Genomic DNA, 21,104 nt, shown 5'->3' on the forward strand with positions numbered 1-21,104 from the left:
GCCGATCACCCTCTCAGGTCGGCTACGCATCGTCGCCTTGGTGAGCCGTTACCCCACCAACTAGCTAATGCGCCGCAGGCCCATCCTTCAGTGACAGATTGCTCCGTCTTTCGTTCGTCGTCCATGCGGACAACGAAAGTATCCGGTATTAGCTACCGTTTCCGGTAGTTATCCCAGGCTAAAGGGCAGGTTGCCTACGTGTTACTCACCCGTCCGCCGCTAAGTCTCAAAGAAGCAAGCTTCTTATCGACTCCGCTCGACTTGCATGTATTAGGCACGCCGCCAGCGTTCGTCCTGAGCCAGGATCAAACTCTCCATAAAAGTGTTTGACTTGCTCATCTCTTGCTGGCGAGAACATTGCTGTTCTCTATATTTTTGAAGAACCGAAGTTCTTCACTCACTCGTTGTTCAGTTTTCAAAGATCAAGCTCTTTCGTTGCCGTTCAGTGTCTCTCGCAGCAACTCTTATATCTTATCACCTTCTCAGCTAGCTGTCAACAACTTTTTTTGAAGTTGTTTTTCGTAATGATTTGACTCATTGTGGAAGCGACAGATGCTTTCAAAAGGCTTGTACAAAAGACTATACCATGGATCGACCGAGCAAGTCAACACCTTTATAACCAATTATTTTATTCCCTTTATAATTCAGGTAGATCAGGTAGATCAGGTAGATCAGGTAGATCAGGTAGATCAGGTAGATCAGGTAGATCAGGTAGATCAGGTAGATCAGGTAGATCAGGTAGATCAGGTAGATCAGGTAGATCAGGTAGATCAAATGATTGTGTTGGACTGTATTAAGGGTGTCAAGCTTATTGTCTCCATTCATATAAAAAGGCGCATTCCGTGGTTTACTTATCGGAATGCGCCTTGAGGTGAGAAACGGAATATCTCATTATAGAGCCAACTGTAAAAGAATCATTTTACCGTTGGAGCTATTTTTCATCTCGTCTATTTATATTATGAAGTATATAGAGCTACTTGTTCATTTTGAATTGTAGGAACAGTTCATTGTAGTGAACCAGCATTTTTTTGCCCAAGTTGTCGTAGACCTCTAGGCGGTCGGTTAGTTCGCTTGGTGGATAGAAGCGTTCGTCACCAGCGATGTCTTCTGGCAGCAGCTTCAAGGCAGCATCATTAGGCGTTGAATAGCCTACGTATTCCGCATTCTGGGCTGCGACTTTTGGATCGAGCATGAAGTTGATGAATTTGTGAGCGGCATCGACATTAGCTGCGGTTTTTGGAATCACCATATTGTCGAACCAGAGGTTTGTCCCTTCTTCCGGCACCACATAATCCAGATCTTCATTTTCGCTCATAATCTCGGACGCATCGCCAGAGAATACAAGACCAGCTGCCGCTTCGTTGTTGGCGAGCAACATTTTGATCTCGTCACCAACAATGGCTTTGACGTTTGGCGTTAGCTTTTTCAGTTTTGCCAGTGCTTGTTGCAGATGCTGCTCATTGGTATCGTTCAGCGAGTAGCCTAGACTATTCAGCGACATGCCTATCACTTCGCGTGCGCCATCGGTCAGCAGCACATTGTTACGCAGCGAGGGGTCCCACAAATCGTTCCAGCTATGGAATTTGAGACTGGTCAGCTTTGGATTGTAGACGATCCCAACCGTTCCCCAGAAATATGGCGCAGAATATTTATTGCCCGGATCGAACGATAGATTCAGAAACGATGGATCGATATTTTTCAGATTCGGCAGTTTGCTGTGATCCAATGGAAGGAGCAGCTTTTCTTCACGCATTTTGGAAATGGCATAATCCGACGGAATGGCTACATCAAATGTAGTACCGCCCTGCTCGATTTTGGTCAACATCGCTTCATTGGAATCAAAAGTCTGATAAATGACAGTAATGCCTGTTTCTTTTTGAAATTGGGTCAGCAGGTCAGGATCGATATAATCGCCCCAATTATAAATGGTCAGCGTATTACCGCCAGCATACCCCTGACTAACATTCAGACGTCCTGCTACATACATGAGCAGCAGTGCCACAGCGACAATAATGATAAATGTACGACTAATGGCTTTCATCTTATCTTGGCACCCCCATTTCGGCAGCTGCTTCATGACGACGGCTGCGTCCCTGTGCACGGCGCGTGATCATATAATAACCAACCACCAGTGCAGTGGTGAATAGGAAGATCAGTGTGGACAGCGCATTGATAGACAGCGCAACCCCCTGTCTCGCACGGGAGTAAATTTCGACTGATAGAGTCGAATATCCATTACCGGTCACAAAGAACGTAACAGCAAAGTCATCCAATGAATACGTGAACGCCATGAAAAAGCCAGCAAAGATGCCGGGCTTAATAAATGGCAAAATAACTTTGGTCAGCACATCGCGGCGGCTAGCACCCAAATCGCGCGCCGCATCTACTAAGGTCGGGCTCATTTCCTGCAAACGCGGCAGAATCATAAGCACCGTAATCGGTATGCTGAAAGCGATATGCGAGATCAGCACCGAGGCAAAGCCTAGCTTGATGCCTACAATCGTAAACAAAATCAAAAAGGATGCACCAATGATCACGTCCGGGCTAACAATGAGCACGTTATTGAGCGACAATACGGTATCTTTTAAACGGCGACGACGAATGCGGTCAATCGCTAGCGCACCAATAATACCGATGATCGTTGCAATTGTAGAGGATAGAAGCGCAATGACCAGCGTATTAATCAGAATAATAATGAGACGGGTATCGTGAAAGACTTCGCTATACCATTCCCACGTAAAGCCTTCAAACTTGTGCATATTACCAGCACTATTAAAGGAATAATACATCAGATACAAAATCGGCGCGTATAAAACAGCAAATACGAGTACGAGATATAGATTGCTCCAGCGGTTTTTATTTCCCATGACGCACCTCCTGTCCGAAGCCGCCACTCAGCAGCATCAGCACAGCCATCGCAATAATCAATACTACGGCAACGGTTGAACCCATTCCCCAGTCCTGTGTGACTAAGAAATGCTGCTCAATCGCTGTACCAAGTGTAATCACTTTATTGCCCGCAATCAGGCGTGTGATCATAAACAGCGACAGCGACGGGATGAATACCGCCATACAGCCGGATTTGACACCAGAGACAGTCAACGGGAAAATCACGCGTTGAAATGTAGTCCAGCCGGATGCGCCCAGATCACGCGCTGCCGAGATGAGCGATGGATTCATTTCCTCCAGCGCATTATAGATTGGCAGAATCATAAACGGCACGAAAATATATACCGATACGAATACGAAGCTAAAGGCGTTAAACAGCAATTGCTGCGGTCCGAAACCGATCGCCCCCAATAGGGCATTGATCGGACCGTACGTACCGAAAATACCGATAAACGCGTACGTTTTTAGCAGCAGGTTGATCCATGTCGGCAAAATAATCAGCAAAATCCACAGCTGACGATGCTTGGTTCGGGTCAGCACATAAGCAGCTGGATACGCAATCAGCAGCGAAAATAGTGTCACGAGAAACGCATACCAGAACGAGCTTAGTGTCATTTGCAAATAAACGGGTGTAAAAAAGGTACGATAATTTTGAAAGGTAAAATGACCGTCCACATCAAAAAAGGAATAATACCCAACTAGCACCACAGGTGCTACGACAAACAGAACGATCCATACATAATAAGGCAACATATAGATCGCGCGCGTATTAGCCTGCATGGACACCGCCTTCTCCGTATCCTTCCAGACGGCGGTCATAATCTTCTTCGCTCTCACCGAAGCGCATGACGTGAATTGCTTCCGGTTCAAAATCCAACCCAATCTGACTGCCCGGCTCTGCTTTGCGTGTAGAATGCACCAGCCATTCATGACCGGAATCGTCATAGCAGCTAATCTCATAGTGAACGCCACGGAATAGCTGCGTATCGACGCGGACCTTGAGCTTGCCTTTGTCCTCGGTAGTCAATTCCAAGTCTTCAGGACGGATGACAACCTCAATCGCTTCATCTGGACGAAGCCCAGCATCGACGCATTGGAATTGTCTGCCGTTGAATTCCACTACATAGTCCTCGATCATGCGACCGGGTACGATATTCGATTCGCCAATAAAGTCAGCTACAAAGCGGTTAATCGGCTCATCATAAATATCGTTTGGCGTGCCGCTCTGCTCGATTTTACCCTTGTTCATGACAAAGATATAATCGGACATTGCTAATGCTTCTTCCTGATCATGGGTGACGAAGATAAAGGTAATGCCTAGACGCTGCTGGATTTCGCGTAGCTCATACTGCATCTCTGTACGCAGCTTCAGGTCAAGCGCAGACAACGGCTCGTCGAGCAGCAGTACTTCCGGCTCGTTAACCAACGCACGTGCAATAGCTACACGCTGACGCTGACCACCGGACATTTCTGAAATGGCACGCTGTCCGTACCCTTCCAGATTGACAAATTTCAGCGCTTCATTCACTTTGGTCTGAATGGCATCCTTTTTCATCTTTTTGACGCGCAGACCAAAAGCCACATTCTCAAATACATTCAAATGCGGGAATAAGGCGTAGTCTTGAAATACGGTATTCACCTGACGTTTGTTGGCAGGCACCTTGTTGATGACCTTCCCATTCAAATAAATCGAACCTCCGCTCGGTTCGGTAAATCCGGCGATCATCCGTAAAATGGTTGTTTTGCCGCAACCGGACGGTCCAAGCAAGGTGTAAAACTTACCGCGTTCGATCTCGAAATCGATATGCTCCAGCACCTGTGTGCCATCTTCGTAACGCTTGCTCACTCCGTCAAAGCGGATCATATTGTTATCGCTCATAACAGCCTCCTTTTGGCATCCGTATACTTGCTGTGGATTATAAATTGTTGTATACCGTGCACCGTTTCCCTTGCTGACTTTAGTATTGCATATCATCAAACCGCTGCGGTTAGCGGGCTTACTTGCTATTGATACATTAACCATCTGTCCATGCCGCAAAAGGTACAACTGCTATTATAACGGTTGAATTCTGTGGAAAACACCCCATTTTTCAACGCTTTTCGTAAAACATCCTCAAACACGCTCCATCTATAATGTGCAAAAGGACCATCATGAAATGTAAAGACGGATGCGTAGCAGATATGCTAATTTGAGCATAGAGAACAGATGGGCAGCAGACGGAGCGAATAAACGATACAATATAATAGAAGATGATAAGAATGAAGATACAGTGAAACAACGACCTACACGAATACAAGCAGCAGTCGATATATGAGAACCTTCTTCTAAATAGATACATGTCGTTTATACCTGTAATTGATACATGTCATAGCTATATGAAAAGTTTCTTCTATAGAAGGTTATGTTTGCATCAGAAGATTATGTTTGTATCAGGAGATTGTTTTGCATTACATCCTATCTGCACACCAAGATATAAAGGAGCATCTTTCTATGGAACATCTCATTCATGCACCGATTCACGATATTCAGATCAGCGGCATTCGCAAAATTGCCACCGCTGCAGCGCGTTATCCAGATGCGTTGGCATTGACGCTGGGACAGCCGGATTTCCCAACACCTGCGCATATTATTACTGCTGCGGAAGAAGCGATGCACCAAGGCAAAACAGTGTATACGCCCAATGCGGGTATTCCTGCACTGCGCCGAGCAGCAGCAGAGTTTGTCAAAGTGAAATATGATCAGCATTATGACATGGATACCGAGGTCATCGTAACGGTCGGAGCGAGTCAAGCGCTGGATGTGGCGCTGCGTACTATTGTATCGCCGGGGGATGAAGTGATTTTGCCGGGACCGATCTATCCCGGGTATGAGCCGTTGATCCGCTTAGCGGGCGGTATCCCGATCTATGTGGATACACGCAGTACAGGCTTCAAATTGACTGCGGAGTTACTCGAACCGCATCTATCGCCACGTACCAAAGCCATCGCTTTAGGTTATCCATCCAATCCGACAGGACGCGTATTGGGCGAGCAGGAATTGAACGGTATTGCTGATCTACTGCGGGAGCGGGATATTTTCGTGATTTCCGATGAAATTTATAGCGAGCTGATCTATGATGAGCCACACCGCTCTATCTCACTGCTGCCGGGAATGCGTGAGAAGACCATTGTGATTAATGGCTTGTCCAAATCGCATTCGATGACGGGTTGGCGGATCGGCTTACTATTTGCTCCAGCTTGGTTGTCGGCGCATATGCTGAAGGTGCATCAATATAATGTATCGTGTGCCAGCTCGATCAGTCAGTTTGCTGCGGTTGAAGCATTGACCAATGGCATAGATGATGCGTTGCCGATGCGTGACGCGTACCGTCAGCGCCGAGATTATGTCTATGATCGACTGGTGCAGATGGGATTAGAGCTGGATAAGCCGGAAGGTGCGTTTTATCTGTTCCCTTCTATTGCGCATCTGAATATACCATCGATGGAATTTGCGATGCGATTGCTGGAAGAACAAAAGGTTGCCGTCGTGCCGGGAGATGCCTTTTCGATCTATGGAGAAGGATATATTCGCTTATCGTATGCGTATGCACTACCAGTGCTAGAAAAAGCGCTGGATCGGTTGGAAGCATTCATCCGTACTTTGCATGTGTAAAAAAAATTTTTTGGAAATAAGAAGCATTGTATTTCCTTCTGGTAGCGATAGTTTGATAAGGCTATGTTGAAACATGCTGAATTTTGATTCTTTTTGTGGCACTTTGCTGTTTGTTATCCGCACACCGGATTCGCTTACAGCAAGGTGCAATTTGTGTTGTGCAAAATCGACTTTCTTTTGTAAACGTTTCCTTTAACTTGAAATTGATAATCGTGAAATCTACAGTAATTAAGCGACTGCGCCGATAATAAAAGAGTGAAGGTTGACCGCGTGAGCATCGGCGATACGAGATAAATATGAAATTTTGCAGGTGCAGCCGTGGGGGAGGCTGTCGGTATAGAATCGGGAAAGTCTTGATTTGAAATAGAAAAGGAAGAAACGAAATCATGAACTTTAGCGCTTTGCCGAAGGAACGCAAAACAAGTATGATCTCCATATGCCACTATCGGGTACTCATGCAACCGGAACGATACGACTCGATGGGGTGATATCATGAATAAATGGACATCTTTTTTTACCAAGCAATCACTGGGACGCAAGCTGATGCTATCGTTCGGTCTGGTGCTGATTGCAGCGCTAACCGTATCAAGTCTGGCGTCATATTATGTTGCCCAGCGCTCGCTTAGCAGTGAGTTAATCTCCAGTACTGCCTTGAATACACAGACACTCAGTGCCGTTGTCGATAACGATATGCAGCAAAATATCGATGCGGTTGACTATTTTGCCAGCCAAATCAAACAGGCTAGCTATACCGATAGTGATCGGTTAATAGAAGAATTACGCATTTATGATCAAACGATGACCAAAGTCGAAGGCTTATATGTCGGCACAGCGACAGGCGCCTTTTATACCTCGTCGGATATTCCAACAGCATCGGATTACGATCCACGTAAACGTCCGTGGTATCAAGAAGCAGAAGCTAGTCCGGGCAAAACGATCGTGACGCCGCCTTATCTATCTTCCTCTACTCAAGCAATGACAGTTACGGTTGCCAAACGCACCGATGATGGTAGCGGTGTGGTCGGTCTGGATATTAATCTAGCATCGCTCATCCAGATCGCCTCCAATATCAAAATTGGTGAAAATGGATATGCCTTTATCGTTGCAGCAGACGGTACGTACATCTCGCACCCAACGATCAAAGCGGGTGAAACAGATGCACTTGCCAAGCAGATCGTAGCGGATAATAAGCAGACCGATACATTCAGCTATAACAGCAAGGGTGAGGATGAGCAACTCAGCTATACGACAAGCGCATTGACTGGCTGGAAACTGGTAGGGAATTTCTATCAATCCGAGATTGATGCCAAAGTACGTCCACTCCTGATCCAAACGCTGATCGTTCTGATCGCCGCGCTCGTCATCGGCAGTATCGTCATCTGGCTGATCACACGCTCGATCAGTCGCAGAATGAGCCGCATTGTGACCGTCGCCAACGCAATCAGTCAGGGCGATCTGACCAAATCGGTACAGGATAAAAGTAAGGATGAGCTGGGTCATCTGTCCGCTGCCTTTAATGACATGAATCAGTCGCTCGGTACGCTGGTCGGTTCAATCCAAGATACGGTTAGCGATGTGGTCTCCTCTTCTGAGCAATTGACAGCAAGCTCAGAGCAAACAAGCAAAGCGACCGAGCAGATTACCAGTGTGATTGAGCAATTTTCCAGTGGTAGCGATCGTCAGAACACGCATATCGGACAAAGTGCAGCGCAGCTCAATCAGGTATCTGGTTGGCTGGGTGAAGTACAGCAACATTCACAATCGCTACTGCAATTGTCGGGTACGTCTAATGAAATGGCAGATACCGGTGATCGACTCGTACGCACAACGGTTGGACAGATGCAGCAAATCGATCAATCCGTGAATGATGCATATCGCGTCATTAATGGATTGTCGCATAAATCGACTCAGATTGGCGATATTCTGAAAACGATCAATAATATCGCGCAGCAAACCAATCTCTTATCCCTGAACGCGGCGATTGAAGCAGCTCGTGCAGGCGAAGCAGGCAAAGGCTTCAGCGTCGTTGCCGGTGAAGTGAAAAAGCTGGCAGAGCAATCGCATCAATCATCCGGTCATATCGAAACATTGTTGCAGGATATTATCCGTGAGATTAACGATTCGCTCGCAACCTTTGAACAGATTCATCATTCGGTAGAAGACGGATTGCAAGGCGTACAGCAATCAGCAGATCAGTTCCAACAGCTGAAAGCTAATGCGCATCAGATCGCAACCAGTCTGCAAGATATGAACAACCTCGTACGCGAGGTGAACAGCAATGCAGGTGAGGTTGCTCGTTCAGTTGGCGAGGTTAGCGAGATTTCTGCACAAAATACCGGGAATATGCACGATATTGCCGCTTCCGCAGAAGAACAATTGGCTTCAATGGAAGAGATCAGCTCGTCGGCACAATCACTGGCGAAGCTGGCGGAGGATTTACAGAAGGAAATCGAGCATTTCAAGCTGCATGAGTAAATTGAATTTGGAATAACGGAAAAACCGGTTCTGCATAATAGATGCAGACCGGTTTTTTTGGTATAGACATGCTTATTTATGAAGAACCATCACAGACAGTAGAGAATACAGATATACAGCGATATATGGCTTCCTTTCATTGTAATCAGAGCGTCATTCGGTTTCTGTTCAAAATGATTATGCTTCTTTTTTTGGTAGGCAGCAGCAATACTACGTAGCGGATACATTCGTTTACTAGTAGCTTGTCAGCAGTACTGTATTATGAAAATAGCTTAATATGAACATGCTATAGCTTTATTTACTTTTGACATCAAGCTATATAAACTGCTGTTGCAGCAAGCACAATTAAGGTTATATAGAAAACGAACGATGTTAAATTTTGGTTATGAGAGGAATGAATAATATGGCAAAGGCATTAGCCACTCATGAATTACTGGAAGTGCACGAACTGCTTATTTTCAAAACATCCTGTGTGACCAAAGCGATGGCTATGCGCGAACTGGTTAAGGATGAGGGACTGCGCAAGATTATCGATGAAGACATTCAAGACTCGACCAAAGCGATTGAAGACTTGAGATCCATTCTGCAAAAACAACAATAAGGAGGTTTCACTTATGGCTGCTAACAATATGACGAAGGAAATGCTTGTAAATGCTACGGCTCCATTGGACGATCTGGCAATCGCTACTGATTTGCTGATGTCTGCCAAAGCTGGTGTGCGCAATTATGCTGTAGCGCTGACCGAGACGGCAACACCGGGAGTGCGCCGTACATTGAAATCCCAGTTGCAAAAAGCAATTGATCTACATGAGCAAATCGCAACGTATATGATCGAAAACGAAATGTACCATGCGTACAATATTCAGGAGCAAGTAGAGCATGATCTGGAAAAAGCCGATATTGCACTGGAACTAGTGAAAAATAAAGGCTGATCGAAAGTAAGTTCATCCGCTGTCATCTACCCTATATGCCGAGTAGGCATAAGCAGAGATCGACATCTGCCGATTGGCATTCTGCTACATGGCATATACAAAAGCCGTATCTCCCTCGTAGGGTGATACGGCTTTTGTTGTGAGCTTATTTACACTTTTATTATTTGGACAATTCCAAAAATCCTTCGCCGAACACATCGCGTACATCGTGAATGGTGATAAAGGCATTCGGATCTGCGTTGCGTACGATCTTTTTCAGGACGGATACTTCCTGTTTGCTGATGACGATATATAGTACTTCTTTGGGCGTTTTGGTGTAATAACCATGCCCGGACAATACGGTAACACCGCGATCCATAACGGTGATGACCTTTTCGGCAATCGCGTCCTGATGTGAGGAGATGATGGTAACTGCCTTTTTCGGATTCAATCCCTCGATGATAAAATCCATCACTTTCGTACCGATATACAGGGCGATGATTGTCAGCATGAGACGCTCCGCACCGATGATGAACAGCGACGAGAATGCAACGATGAGATCGAAAAACAGCAATCCATAGCTAATGTTCCAGTCCAAATACTTATGCGTAATCCGCGCCAAAATCGCTGTACCGGCTGTCGTACCGCCTGCACGGATAATCAATCCCAGTCCCACACCAACCAGAATACCGGCAAATACAGCATTGACGACGATCTCGTTAGAATCAATGCGCCACCCTTCGGTCAGATGCAGGAATAGTGAGTTGAGCGCAACCGCAATAATGGTGTAAATGATGCTTGTTTTATCCAGAAACTTATAACCGATCAGAATGAGGAATGAGTTGATCACCAGATTGACTAGACCGGGCGACCATTGAAATAGATAGTACAAAATAATCGTTACCCCGGTTACGCCGCCTTCTCCGAGATTGTTGGGAATAATGAACAGATTGACTGCCAGCGCAAACAGAAAAGCACCAACGGTAATCAGGATCATATCATAAACACGTTTTTTCATGGGCAAAGCTCCTTCTTATGCTGACGTTCCGTTACGGAAGTCATACTTGTACTCGTACTCGTTATATAGAGCTGCATGGACAGCATCGTGAACAGCTAGCTTTGCTATAAAAGTCATCGTGTTCTCCATTCAACTTTTATGCACTCTATGTATAATCGCTGGAATGTCAGAAATGGTGCTTGCAGGCTTGCTATGTCACCGAAATATGCAGCATTTTTATACAAAATGGTCAAAAACGGGCGAAAATGCACGTATGTCCATCCTTACCCGCCAAATGAGTATTTTAAGCCTCGCCCTCAAGCAAGTCAAAGCTTTTTTACCATCCTTTGACTATTCATTTCACTGCTTGATTAACGCAAAAAAGCAGTTGTTACATGAACATGCAGGGAAGCTTATGAATATCGGATCTGGATCATGTAATAGATACTATTTATATGTAACAGAAAAAGACCAGATCGCAACCTACACGATCTGATCCTGAATATGAATATACGTCGTGAAATAACGCGCAAGTACATCATACACGTACTGGGCGATTCCACGATTATGCCGATTTCCAACGCAAATAATCCGTCACTGTACGTACCGCTATTTCTATTGCATCCTCACTCGGCTCCAGCTTGGCGTGATGCAGTCCATATGGTGTATCCACGCCGAGCCAGAACATAAAGCCGGGAATATCTTTTAGAAAATAACCGAAGTCTTCGCCAGTCATCGCTTCGGTGCACTCAAACAGAGTCACATCGTCGCGTCCATCCAGCCACTGCATGAATTCAGCTGTCAGCTTCTCTTCATTGTACACCTGCATATAATTGGCGCCCCAGTCGATCTCGGCACGACATTCAAATCCTGCTTCAATCCCCTTCACCAATGCCTGAATGCGTGACTTCACCAGTGTCATCGTCTCCGCAGACAATGTACGAATCGTTCCTTCCAGACGAGCACGTTCGGCGATAATGTTCTGCTTGGTGCCGCCCTCGATCTTGCCGATCGTAATGACTGCCGAATCGAGTGGATTCACATTGCGAGCGATCACGCTTTGCAATTGACCGACCAGCTGACAGCCTGCTACCACCATATCGTTCGCCCGATGCGGATATGCTGCATGACCACCCGTACCGATCAGATCAATAAACAACTCCGACGTATTGGCAAACAAAATACCCGGACGCGTCGCAATCGTACCAACCGGATATTCAGGGGCAACATGCAAACCGACCATCTGCTCCGGCATCCAATCCGCCAGTTCTTCGCTCGCTAACATCGGCTGTGCACCGCCTGGTCCTTCCTCGGCTGGCTGGAACAATACGACCAGATCGTCCTTCATCCGCTGCTCCACGAATTGTGTCAGCACACCAAGTCCAATCGTCATATGCAGATCATGCCCGCATGCGTGCATATAGTCGGGATGCTCACTTTTAAAATCATAGCCGGTCTCTTCTACAATCGGTAGACCGTCCATATCCGCGCGATAACCAAAACGCCGAGTCGGCGCGGTTCCATGCACATACACGAGGATGCCCGTTTTCCACGTACGTACTTCGATATGTTCTTGTGGCAAGCTTGCAATATAGTCTAGCAGATAGCGCTGCGTTTTGAATTCCTGAAATCCTGCCTCTGGAATCCGGTGTAGATCGCGGCGAATATCGATGAGTTTGTTGTTGCTCATGCGTGTAACTCCTTTTATATAAGATAAGAAGGCTGCCACAGATTCCTATGACAGCCTTCGTGTATATGGAGATGTACAATTCATTTAAAAAGAATTACAGGGTACGCAGATCTTGCAGAATTTCTGTTTTGGACTTCGTTTTGTCGTCCACTTGTTTGATTACGCGTGCCGGTGTACCTGCGACAACGGAGAATGCTGGTACGTCTTGTGTTACGACTGCACCCGCAGCAACAACTGCGCCTTCACCGATGCGTACGCCTTCCAGTACCACAACGTTAGCGCCAATCAGTACATCGTCTTCCACGACAACTGGTTGTGCACTTGGTGGCTCGATAACGCCAGCCAGTACGGAACCTGCGCCGATATGACACATTTTGCCGACTTGTACGCGACCGCCCAGTACGGCACCCATATCGATCATGGTGCCTTCGCCGATGACAACGCCGATATTGATTACTGCGCCCATCATGATGACTGCATTGTCACCAATCGATACCATTTCACGGATAAATGCGCCTGGCTCGATGCGAGCGTTGATGTTCTTCATATCCAGCAGCGGAATCGCGGAGTTGCGACGGTCGCTCTCGATCACATGATCTTCGATCTGTGCGCTGTTTTCAGACAGAACGCCTTGAATATCTGCCCAGTCACCAAAAATCACACCTGTGTTGCCAGTGATAAATGTTTGTACGCCTTCTGGGAAGGAGATGCCGTCCAGTTGACCTTTCAGGTACACTTTAACCGGAGTTTTCTTTTTGCTCGTTTTGATCAGATTAATAATTTCATGCGTGTTCATCTCAGTAGACATATGTAGATGACAGCTCCTTTTTCTCATAATAATATCACCGCTGCCATATCTGGCGCAGTGCGCTCTATTCAACTGTTATGGCACAAGCCATAGCCAAATGTATGAACATATTCAGTCTCCCAGATGGGAACTACATCATTTATAGCACAGATGCAGGATCGCTCGCAATTGATCCATGATATTTACACCAAATGTTTATACAGATAGTACATAATATCTTCTTAAATGAAGAAAAGAAGATTGGAGAACACGACGTTTAGCTATAATTTTTCATTTTTGCGAAACATTATATGTATACATTGCATCTACTATTCATAGAAAGGGGTGATGTTTTGAAACATATACTTTTAGTAGTACTCATTGTCGTAGCAGGGTGTGGGAATCAAAGTATATCTTCTTCTGCCAATCATAACTCTTCTGAACTGGGGCAAAAACATATCAATACAGAGTCAACAGAAACGAATACATCTAAACAAAGTACAAACGTTTATGTAGACGAATCTCCCTATTCTGGAGATGAACTTGAAGTCATTCAACTATTAAATAAATCCATAACGTATCGAAATGAAAAGAATACCACTGAATTTATAAAATTATTGACTGCCGATTCAAATGTGGGTCAACCAAACTCTCGAAAAGCTAATTCTGTTCAAATAGAAAAGATAGATCACTCTAATGATTCGCAAATTGTAGTCCGAGCTAACGTCACTACAAACGAGAATGGTGTTTCTCCTGAAACATATGTATTCAAGAAATGGAACAGCATATGGAAGATTAACGATATTGATTAAATAAGAAGCTGCGCTTTAGAAGCGCAGCTTCTTATTTCAAACGTAATTAAACCCACTTTAAACTTACTCTGAAGTGCTCCCTCTAACCACGCTACACATAGATCTACTCACTCCGCCATCAAGCAGCAGATCTCTGTCTACATCCAACTGCTGTCAAAGCTATACCTCATCGTGTAGCAGCATATACATCTTGCGTGACCCCATTTGTTTCCTTTCCATACACATCACTTGTTACAGAAGCGTTAGGGTCTTTCCCGTGAATAATAACTTCATTCACACTCACATATCTGCCTGTTGTTTTCACATGGATCTCAAATTCATGATAATACCCTGGCTTAATCGGTATCGTTTGCAAATAAACGATGCCATCGCCGCCTGGATCACGAACCGTTGTCTTCAGCTGACCAATTTGAATATCTCCTGTATTCCAATCCCAACCAGACGTGATCGTATATTCATCTTCTCGTACACCGGATCGGTCCAGAGCCACAGGAGAATACTGGGTTACGATTTGAATACTGTCTATATAGGTGGGATTACGGAAGAAATACAGCGAGAGCGAACCATCGTCATTGGGCGGATAATTAGGGTTGGTATAATACCACGATGTATAAATGTCTCCATCAAACGCATCGTTCGGCGTTAGATTCAAATCACTGTAATACGGCCACACACCTCCGCGTGTTCCTTCGGGCAATGTTTTAGCGATTTTGCTCGACTTGGGTACAACCGACAGTTCTTTGGAATAGTAGATCTTCCCTTGGATATTGGCGGCTATTTTGAAATAGTACTTCTGATCGTTCACCAGATTGTACACGCGCGTTCCTAGATAGCCCCGCCAAGGCGCAATAACTTTGTCCGTGTACACGCCGGGCTTGGTGCCGTAATAGATAACTGTTTGGTTGGCAAAGCCGTCATACTGCCACGTCAAAAATGCCCCCCCACTCAATTGAGAGATCGTAGCATTGTCAAATGTAGGTTCTGTTCCTTGGGTCAGATACAGTTCGTTGATTGATACAAATGCTTTGGTACTGGAATCCATTGAGATCAAGACACCACCATATGTTCCTTCCAGAACGGGGATTCGCTCCAAAATCGTAGCTTTGCCGTCTGCGCGATATTCTATCGTACGCGAAGCACGTCCAATTTCTTCCCATTGGTTACCATTCAGCCCGTAGATCAGATAGCTAACTGTACTGGTTGAAGAAGCAGTCGTAGCAATCTCTATCCCATTCATCTTGATGTTCTGGTTAAACACAACACTGATGACACCGCTGTTACGTCCTGCGTTCCATGCCGTATTCAGATTACCGTCAGCAACCATTTGGGGTGTGCTGCCCGATAACGTGTTATGTGCACTGATCAGGCTGTTGCTTGGTACGGTGATTCTTTCGTAATCCCCCTGCTCTGCCTGCACCGTTCCAACAGGTACATACGACCCCAGCAGACAAACGATAAATACAGCCATACACATGACACGCCAATTCATAAATAATCCCTCCTTTATAATATGAAGATTCAATTCATTATATAGCCGTGGTTGCTAAATATAATACATTTATTTGTAAATATTCCATAATTAATATGTATATATTTCGTTAGATTACGAATACTAATTGCCTCTCTCTATTAAGCAAAGACAACTCGCTTAAAAGAAAATAGGTTTTGTCATTGATCTGTTTTGCTTATCTAATGAATGTCTGAATATAGGAGACACATAACATACTAAAAAGAGAGAATGACAGTTGGCTTTGTACCAGAGTATCAATTATTTTCTCTATCTAATTTTGATACTAATAGTATCAAAATCATGCATTATTTAAATTCAATGTATTAATACTAATGATACTCTACATAAAATGAATAGATTAATATATAGATAAACAGCGAATAACAGAGGGTTTTGGCGTATATAATAGCCTTCTCTTCTGTTAATATTGTAAATTTGATACTTCATTCTAGTATTAATACTATGTATCATAATATTGACACTATATTGATACAGTATTAATACTGTGTTAAAATATCTATAACGAATGTTTTGCATCATCCGACTTCTTCCTGGGGGTTTTATTATGAATCAGAAAAATTCCAACGCCGAGGGTATACGTAATCACGTGCTTGGCTATTTACAAAAAGAAGGTAAAACCGGCTTTGCGGTTGTTCGGAAGTATCTGGAACAGTTGCCGGAAAACTATAGTGAAGGCTCTATCGTAGGAGCGCTGCGTACTATTGCTGATCGTGAACCACGCATTGTAAAGATCAAGGAAGGCACAGCTGCCTATTACGATCTTGCTGAGAATCAGGCAAAGCTCCAACAGACAGCTCCCTCACCTGCCGCTTCAAGCACGGGTGATACAACAGCGCCATCCTCATGGTCGATGCAACACGAGCGTCATGCGCTGCTGGTGCAAGATATTGAGCAGTTGATTCTGGATCTAAACAAGAAGACACAGGAACTGAATATTCTGATGATGGAAGGCAAAATCAAAGAGCGGGACGCTTATCATATGGGGCTAGCGATCAAAGCGAATGAGTTACAAACGCTGGTGCTTCAGAATAAAATTAAGCGACGTTCCTTTCCATAATATTCGCTATATACTCTATAGTCAGTTTAGCCGATGTATCTTTGCGAGATGCGTCGTTCCCTTTGCTATAGATCGAATTACTATTGATCGAAAACGAGATACAAACATCGACAATATCCCTACCATTCTTCTTTATGGTCCACACAAATAAAGAGCGGCAGATCCCATGAATGTTCATGAAATCTGCCGCTCTCTTTGCTGTTTATACTCACGATGTTGTCATGGCTTCATGACATATTACTTATTGTTGCTGTACTTCTTTATTTCACTTCAATGCCCCAACCAAATGGATCTTCCTCGATCCCCTTCTGGATGCCAGTCAATGTCTCATACAGCTTGGCAGACAGTTCGCCTGTTTTGCCTTCGTTAATGATCATTTTCTCTCCCTGCCAGTTCAGTTCGCCCATTGGGGAGATAACAGCTGCGGTACCTGTACCGAATGCTTCTTCCAATGTACCGGCTTTGTGAGCCTCTTCCAGCTCGTCGATAGACAGCAGGCGCTCTTCCACTGGAATGTCCCAGTGCTTGAGCAGCTGGATGATCGAATCGCGGGTGATCCCGTTCAGGATACTACCGTTCAGCGCTGGTGTTACGACAGTGCCGTCGATTTTGAAGAAGACGTTCATGCTGCCGACTTCCTCGATATATTTGCGATGTACGCCGTCCAGCCACAGCACCTGAGAATAGCCCAGCTCGGTTGCGCCTTCTTGTGCTTTCAGACCTGCTGCGTAGTTACCAGCGGTTTTCGCCATGCCTACGCCGCCCGGAACAGCACGTACGTACTTGGATTCCACGTAGATTTTAACCGGGTTGATGCCTTCTGCATAGTAAGCAGCAACCGGGGACAAGATGATCATGAATTTGTATTGCAGCGATGGTGCTACGCCCAATGCCGCTTCTGTTGCGATCACGAATGGACGTACATACAGCGATGTACCTTCTCCTTGCGGAATCCAGTCTTTGTCCGTCAGGATCAGCTGACGTAGCGCTTCGAGCGCCAATTCTGGATCAATCTCTGGAATGCTCAGACGCTCATTGGACAGGTTCAGACGCTCGATATTTTTGTTCGGACGGAACATGAGGATGCGACCGTCTGGTGCCAGATATGCTTTCAGACCTTCAAAGATCGTTTGACCGTAATGAAAGACTTTGGCAGCTGGGTCAAGGCTAATGTTCTGATACGGCACGATACGTGCATCATGCCAGCCTTGTCCGTGATCGTAGTCCAGAATGAACATATGATCTGTAAATTTGGTTCCGAATACCAGTCCTTCTGTGGCTGGCTTTTCTTTTGGTGTAGTTGTTTGCTCTATTTTGATCTCGATACTCATGGCTATGTCTCCTTAACAGGAATTCCTTTGGATTTCATTAAATCATATCACTTTTAGGCGCTTCGGGAAAATAGCTAAAATGTGAGAAGTTCCGCTACCGTTTGTGCATAGAGGACGAGACGCTCATTTCGTAAACGCTTCCTCCTCCACTCTGTTCATGAAAAAGATGCAATTTTACTTTTTTTGGTTTTCTTTTTGTCCAAAATGAAAAATCTTACATTCACGGTAAAATGGCAAATGAACGCACTGGAAAGCCAGATGCACGCGCAGCTTTGGGCACAATATTGAAAATGACTGCCCCTGTCGGTGGAACCTGATCCAGATTGGTCAGCAGCTCCACCTGATATGTATCTTGATCCAGTACGTAGTATTCGGCAAGCAGTGAGCCATTGCGGGTAAAATCGACCGCAGCGTCAGTATCGAATGTCTCATGCCCGACTGCCTTGATACCGCGTTCGCGGAACAGCAGTTGCAACGCTTCTACCGACCAGCCCGGTGCGTGATTATTGCCTTGCGGATCTTTGTTCTCAAATTGCTCCTGACTCGGCCAACGCTTACTCCAATCGGTACGCAGCGCGACAAAGCTGCCCTCGGCAATCGTTCCATGCTCTTGTTCAAATGCCAATACATCGTCCGGGGTAAGAATGTAATCGGGATTACTTGCTACTTCAGCCGACTTATCGATAACGACCAATGGTAGCACCAGCTCCTTCAGCTCCAATTGCTCCAAATAGCGGGCATCTCGTACAAAGTGAATTGGCGCATCCAGATGCGTTCCATATTGACCGGCAAAGCTAAAGCTTTGCGCGAAAAAGCCGTCATTGTGGTCAAACAGCGTTTGAAATTCAGCTGGCGGAAAGGCGGCAAAATGCGGCGATTCTGGACCAAAGGCATGTGTCAGATCGACCCATTTCTTTTGCTTGAGCAGTTGCAGTGCTTGTAAGAGTTCATTGGACATCGTGGTCACCTCTCTGTTGGATTGGATGAATAGCGATGGGACGGAACATCGTAGGAATACGATCAAGCTTTCGGTACTGTGATACAGCTTTGCCTTAGTATAGCGGTGACATTTTGCAGAGGTCAATATGCTATACTTTGGACAAATGGGTATACCAAGAATATTCCAACAAACCGAAAGGAATGGCTGCTATGAATATTCCAGAGCATAATCAGATGAACAATATTAACCGCTTTAACGGATTTGAGGATGTGTATGACCAGAATCGTCCGCATGCGCCGGGGCTAGTCGTCGATTTGCTCAGCAATTATGTACAAAAGCGTCCGCAGCTTGTGGTCGATGTTGGCTGTGGCACGGGTCTGTCTACGTTAGTCTGGGAAGGACGTGCGCGGCAGGTGATCGGGGTAGAGCCGAATGCAGACATGCTGGGCAAGGCACGGCAGAAGCTAGCGCAATTGCCAGAAGGGCGTCATATCTCATTTGAGCACGGGTATTCCAATGAACTGCCGGTAGCAAGTGGTAGCGCCGATATTGTGACCTGCTCGCAATCGTTTCATTGGATGGAACCAGTCAGCACGTTAACAGAAATCCATCGTGTACTGGCAGAGGGCGGAGTCTTTGCTGCTTATGATTGCGACTGGCCGCCAGTGCTGAATTGGCAATTGGAGCGTGAATATGAGCATCTGATCGGCTTGGCAGATCGACTGCTGTATGAGCATGAGGACCCGCAGAAGCTACCTGTAAAACGCGACAAATCCACGCATCTGCAAACCTTGCAAAACAGTGGGCATTTCCGATTCGTACGAGAGATTGTATTTCATCATACCGAGCCTTGTAGTGCAGAGCGCTATATTGGTCTTCTGCTCAGTCAGGGCGGTATTCAGGCAACACTCAAGCTAAGTTCGGCAGCACGTTATCTGGAGCCGGAGATCGCGGTATTTGAGGCGATGGCAAACGATGTGTTTCGTGGCGGCATGATCAATATACTGTTCAGCTACCGAATGCGTCTGGGTATCAAATAATCAATCGTTTCCACTGGTATAAATAAAAAGGCAAATCGGATGCAGATACATTACTGCATGACGATTTGCCTTTTATAGTTCCCGTTTACTTTTTCACCAGATTGATATGATCCAGATCGGTACTAGTATTGAAGATGAATTCGAGTTTGTAATCACCACGATTGTAGGTAACTTTGGTTTGCTTTTGCTTGCCGTTGACGATGGTGGAAGTGGCGCTAGGCGCATACCACTGCTGACGCAGCAGCTTCATCGTAATGCCGCCAATATTCGTCTGACGCTCCACATTGGTGCCATAATAGCGAATCTCGCTCAACACGTCGTTGGTATAACGAAATGAATAGCCCGGCGAACCCATCGTAGCCGTATATGTATCGAATCCAGCTGCGCTTGTACGCGGAATCTCTGCTGAGCCAAAGCGCTTCATGACATCCACGCGTTTGGACTTGCCAATCGTAAACTCTCTGACATCCCCCGGAAATTGACCCTTCAGGGCAGGCTTGTAAAAGCTATTCAGAGTCTGGATCGCCAGATTGCGTTGATATCTAGCATCGCTTGCACTAGCTGCCGCCTGCACCGATTGAATGGGCAGTAGCGAGGATACAGCCCCCCATGCACCAGCTGTTGTAACACCTGTAATCGTAGCGATGATTGCCGCCTTGCGCATATATGGCATCAAATTCGTCATCTTCATTATTATTCCTCCTTATTTCTCCTATGATTCCAAGCGTAAGTCATTCCTCTATTCAGCGGATCATTTGCCGTCGTCGTTATCATGCTGATAATTCCACTTCTTCCTCTTGCATCCATCGAAATGTAGACTCCGAAACGAAATGTCGATCGACCCGTTGCTTATCCTGATAGAGCGGTTACCGCGAGTATCATTATATGATGTGAACGGTCACGAAGAAGTTACCCTCACGTCTCAAATCAGTAACAATGTCGTATTCATTGATAGTCATATCCAGTGTATGAAGCTGCGACATGTATAACTT

The 21,104-nt window shown here is 45.5% G+C and carries 19 protein-coding genes and 1 rRNA gene; 8 read left to right on the plus strand and 12 right to left on the minus strand.

Going from position 1 to position 21,104, the window contains the following annotated elements; genetic code table 11:
• Window positions 1–321 (minus strand): 16S ribosomal RNA (locus ABXR35_RS20110); the annotation flags it as partial.
• A 231-nt stretch (window positions 322–552) separates the two neighbouring features.
• Between ABXR35_RS20110 and ABXR35_RS20115 the strand changes: the two genes are divergently transcribed.
• Complete coding sequence (locus tag ABXR35_RS20115; RefSeq protein WP_367063839.1) at window positions 553–870, plus strand: hypothetical protein; 318 nt, start codon at window positions 553–555, stop codon at window positions 868–870.
• Between the two features lie 103 nt (window positions 871–973).
• Here the strand turns inward: ABXR35_RS20115 and ABXR35_RS20120 are convergent, their stop codons facing one another.
• The 4 genes from ABXR35_RS20120 to ABXR35_RS20135 are packed head-to-tail and all read right to left on the minus strand — an operon-like array spanning window position 974 to window position 4,768.
• Window positions 974–2,041, minus strand: coding sequence for an ABC transporter substrate-binding protein (locus tag ABXR35_RS20120; RefSeq protein WP_367063840.1), 1,068 nt, complete (start codon window positions 2,039–2,041; stop codon window positions 974–976).
• A gap of 1 nt (window position 2,042) precedes the next feature.
• Window positions 2,043–2,867, minus strand: coding sequence for an ABC transporter permease (locus ABXR35_RS20125; RefSeq protein ID WP_367063841.1), 825 nt, complete (start codon window positions 2,865–2,867; stop codon window positions 2,043–2,045).
• A complete protein-coding gene (locus ABXR35_RS20130) occupies window positions 2,857–3,669 on the minus strand; it encodes an ABC transporter permease (protein WP_367063842.1) in 813 nt (270 codons plus the stop codon). Before ABXR35_RS20130 ends, ABXR35_RS20125 begins: the two co-directional genes overlap by 11 nt.
• Entirely contained in the window at window positions 3,659–4,768 is a 1,110-nt protein-coding gene (locus ABXR35_RS20135) for an ABC transporter ATP-binding protein (protein WP_367063843.1), read from the minus strand. Before ABXR35_RS20135 ends, ABXR35_RS20130 begins: the two co-directional genes overlap by 11 nt.
• A gap of 612 nt (window positions 4,769–5,380) precedes the next feature.
• Here ABXR35_RS20135 and ABXR35_RS20140 point away from each other — a divergent pair.
• The 4 genes from ABXR35_RS20140 (at window position 5,381) to ABXR35_RS20155 (ending at window position 9,948) form a co-directional block, all read left to right on the plus strand.
• A complete protein-coding gene (locus ABXR35_RS20140; protein ID WP_367063844.1) occupies window positions 5,381–6,541 on the plus strand; it encodes an aminotransferase A in 1,161 nt (386 codons plus the stop codon).
• Between the two features lie 492 nt (window positions 6,542–7,033).
• Window positions 7,034–9,016, plus strand: a complete 1,983-nt coding sequence (locus ABXR35_RS20145; RefSeq protein ID WP_367063845.1) for a methyl-accepting chemotaxis protein — start codon at window positions 7,034–7,036, stop codon at window positions 9,014–9,016.
• Between the two features lie 403 nt (window positions 9,017–9,419).
• Entirely contained in the window at window positions 9,420–9,617 is a 198-nt protein-coding gene (locus ABXR35_RS20150) for a spore coat protein (protein WP_367063846.1), read from the plus strand.
• Window positions 9,618–9,630: 13 nt separating this feature from the next.
• Window positions 9,631–9,948 carry a spore coat protein gene (locus ABXR35_RS20155; protein WP_367063847.1) on the plus strand — a complete coding sequence of 106 codons (318 nt, stop codon included), beginning with the start codon at window positions 9,631–9,633 and terminating at the stop codon, window positions 9,946–9,948.
• A gap of 160 nt (window positions 9,949–10,108) precedes the next feature.
• Here the strand turns inward: ABXR35_RS20155 and ABXR35_RS20160 are convergent, their stop codons facing one another.
• From ABXR35_RS20160 to dapD, 3 genes are all read right to left on the minus strand, one after another.
• Window positions 10,109–10,945, minus strand: coding sequence for a YitT family protein (locus ABXR35_RS20160; RefSeq protein ID WP_367063848.1), 837 nt, complete (start codon window positions 10,943–10,945; stop codon window positions 10,109–10,111).
• A gap of 544 nt (window positions 10,946–11,489) precedes the next feature.
• On the minus strand, window positions 11,490–12,614 hold the full coding sequence (locus tag ABXR35_RS20165; RefSeq protein ID WP_367063849.1) for an N-acetyldiaminopimelate deacetylase: 1,125 nt from the start codon (window positions 12,612–12,614) through the stop codon (window positions 11,490–11,492).
• A 94-nt stretch (window positions 12,615–12,708) separates the two neighbouring features.
• Window positions 12,709–13,422 (minus strand): 2,3,4,5-tetrahydropyridine-2,6-dicarboxylate N-acetyltransferase, encoded by a 714-nt coding sequence (gene dapD, locus ABXR35_RS20170; RefSeq protein WP_367063850.1) that lies wholly within the window; start codon window positions 13,420–13,422, stop codon window positions 12,709–12,711.
• A 332-nt stretch (window positions 13,423–13,754) separates the two neighbouring features.
• On the opposite strand from dapD, the gene ABXR35_RS20175 reads away from it, so the two are divergent.
• Entirely contained in the window at window positions 13,755–14,213 is a 459-nt protein-coding gene (locus ABXR35_RS20175) for a hypothetical protein (protein WP_367063851.1), read from the plus strand.
• Between the two features lie 166 nt (window positions 14,214–14,379).
• Here ABXR35_RS20175 and ABXR35_RS20180 read toward each other — a convergent pair whose 3' ends face one another.
• Window positions 14,380–15,702 carry a hypothetical protein gene (locus ABXR35_RS20180; RefSeq protein WP_367063852.1) on the minus strand — a complete coding sequence of 441 codons (1,323 nt, stop codon included), beginning with the start codon at window positions 15,700–15,702 and terminating at the stop codon, window positions 14,380–14,382.
• 586 nt (window positions 15,703–16,288) lie between these two features.
• Here ABXR35_RS20180 and ABXR35_RS20185 point away from each other — a divergent pair.
• The gene (locus ABXR35_RS20185) at window positions 16,289–16,801 is read left to right on the plus strand and encodes a hypothetical protein (protein WP_367063853.1); all 513 of its coding nucleotides are present in this window, start codon (window positions 16,289–16,291) and stop codon (window positions 16,799–16,801) included.
• Between the two features lie 260 nt (window positions 16,802–17,061).
• On the opposite strand, the gene ABXR35_RS20190 is transcribed toward ABXR35_RS20185, so the two are convergent.
• A complete protein-coding gene (locus tag ABXR35_RS20190) occupies window positions 17,062–18,132 on the minus strand; it encodes a branched-chain amino acid aminotransferase (protein WP_367063854.1) in 1,071 nt (356 codons plus the stop codon).
• Between the two features lie 220 nt (window positions 18,133–18,352).
• Complete coding sequence (locus ABXR35_RS20195; protein ID WP_367063855.1) at window positions 18,353–19,090, minus strand: cyclase family protein; 738 nt, start codon at window positions 19,088–19,090, stop codon at window positions 18,353–18,355.
• 191 nt (window positions 19,091–19,281) lie between these two features.
• Here ABXR35_RS20195 and ABXR35_RS20200 point away from each other — a divergent pair, with 191 nt between their 5' ends.
• Window positions 19,282–20,112, plus strand: a complete 831-nt coding sequence (locus ABXR35_RS20200) for a class I SAM-dependent methyltransferase (protein ID WP_367063856.1) — start codon at window positions 19,282–19,284, stop codon at window positions 20,110–20,112.
• Window positions 20,113–20,197: 85 nt separating this feature from the next.
• Here ABXR35_RS20200 and ABXR35_RS20205 read toward each other — a convergent pair whose 3' ends face one another.
• Window positions 20,198–20,803: a YjgB family protein gene (locus ABXR35_RS20205; protein ID WP_367063857.1), complete on the minus strand. Its 606-nt coding sequence runs from the start codon at window positions 20,801–20,803 to the stop codon at window positions 20,198–20,200.
• Between the last annotated feature and the right edge of the window lie 301 nt (window positions 20,804–21,104).

It is taken from the genome of Paenibacillus sp. JQZ6Y-1 (genome assembly GCF_040719145.1).
Classification (GTDB): Bacteria; Bacillota; Bacilli; order Paenibacillales; family Paenibacillaceae; genus Saccharibacillus; species Saccharibacillus kandeliae.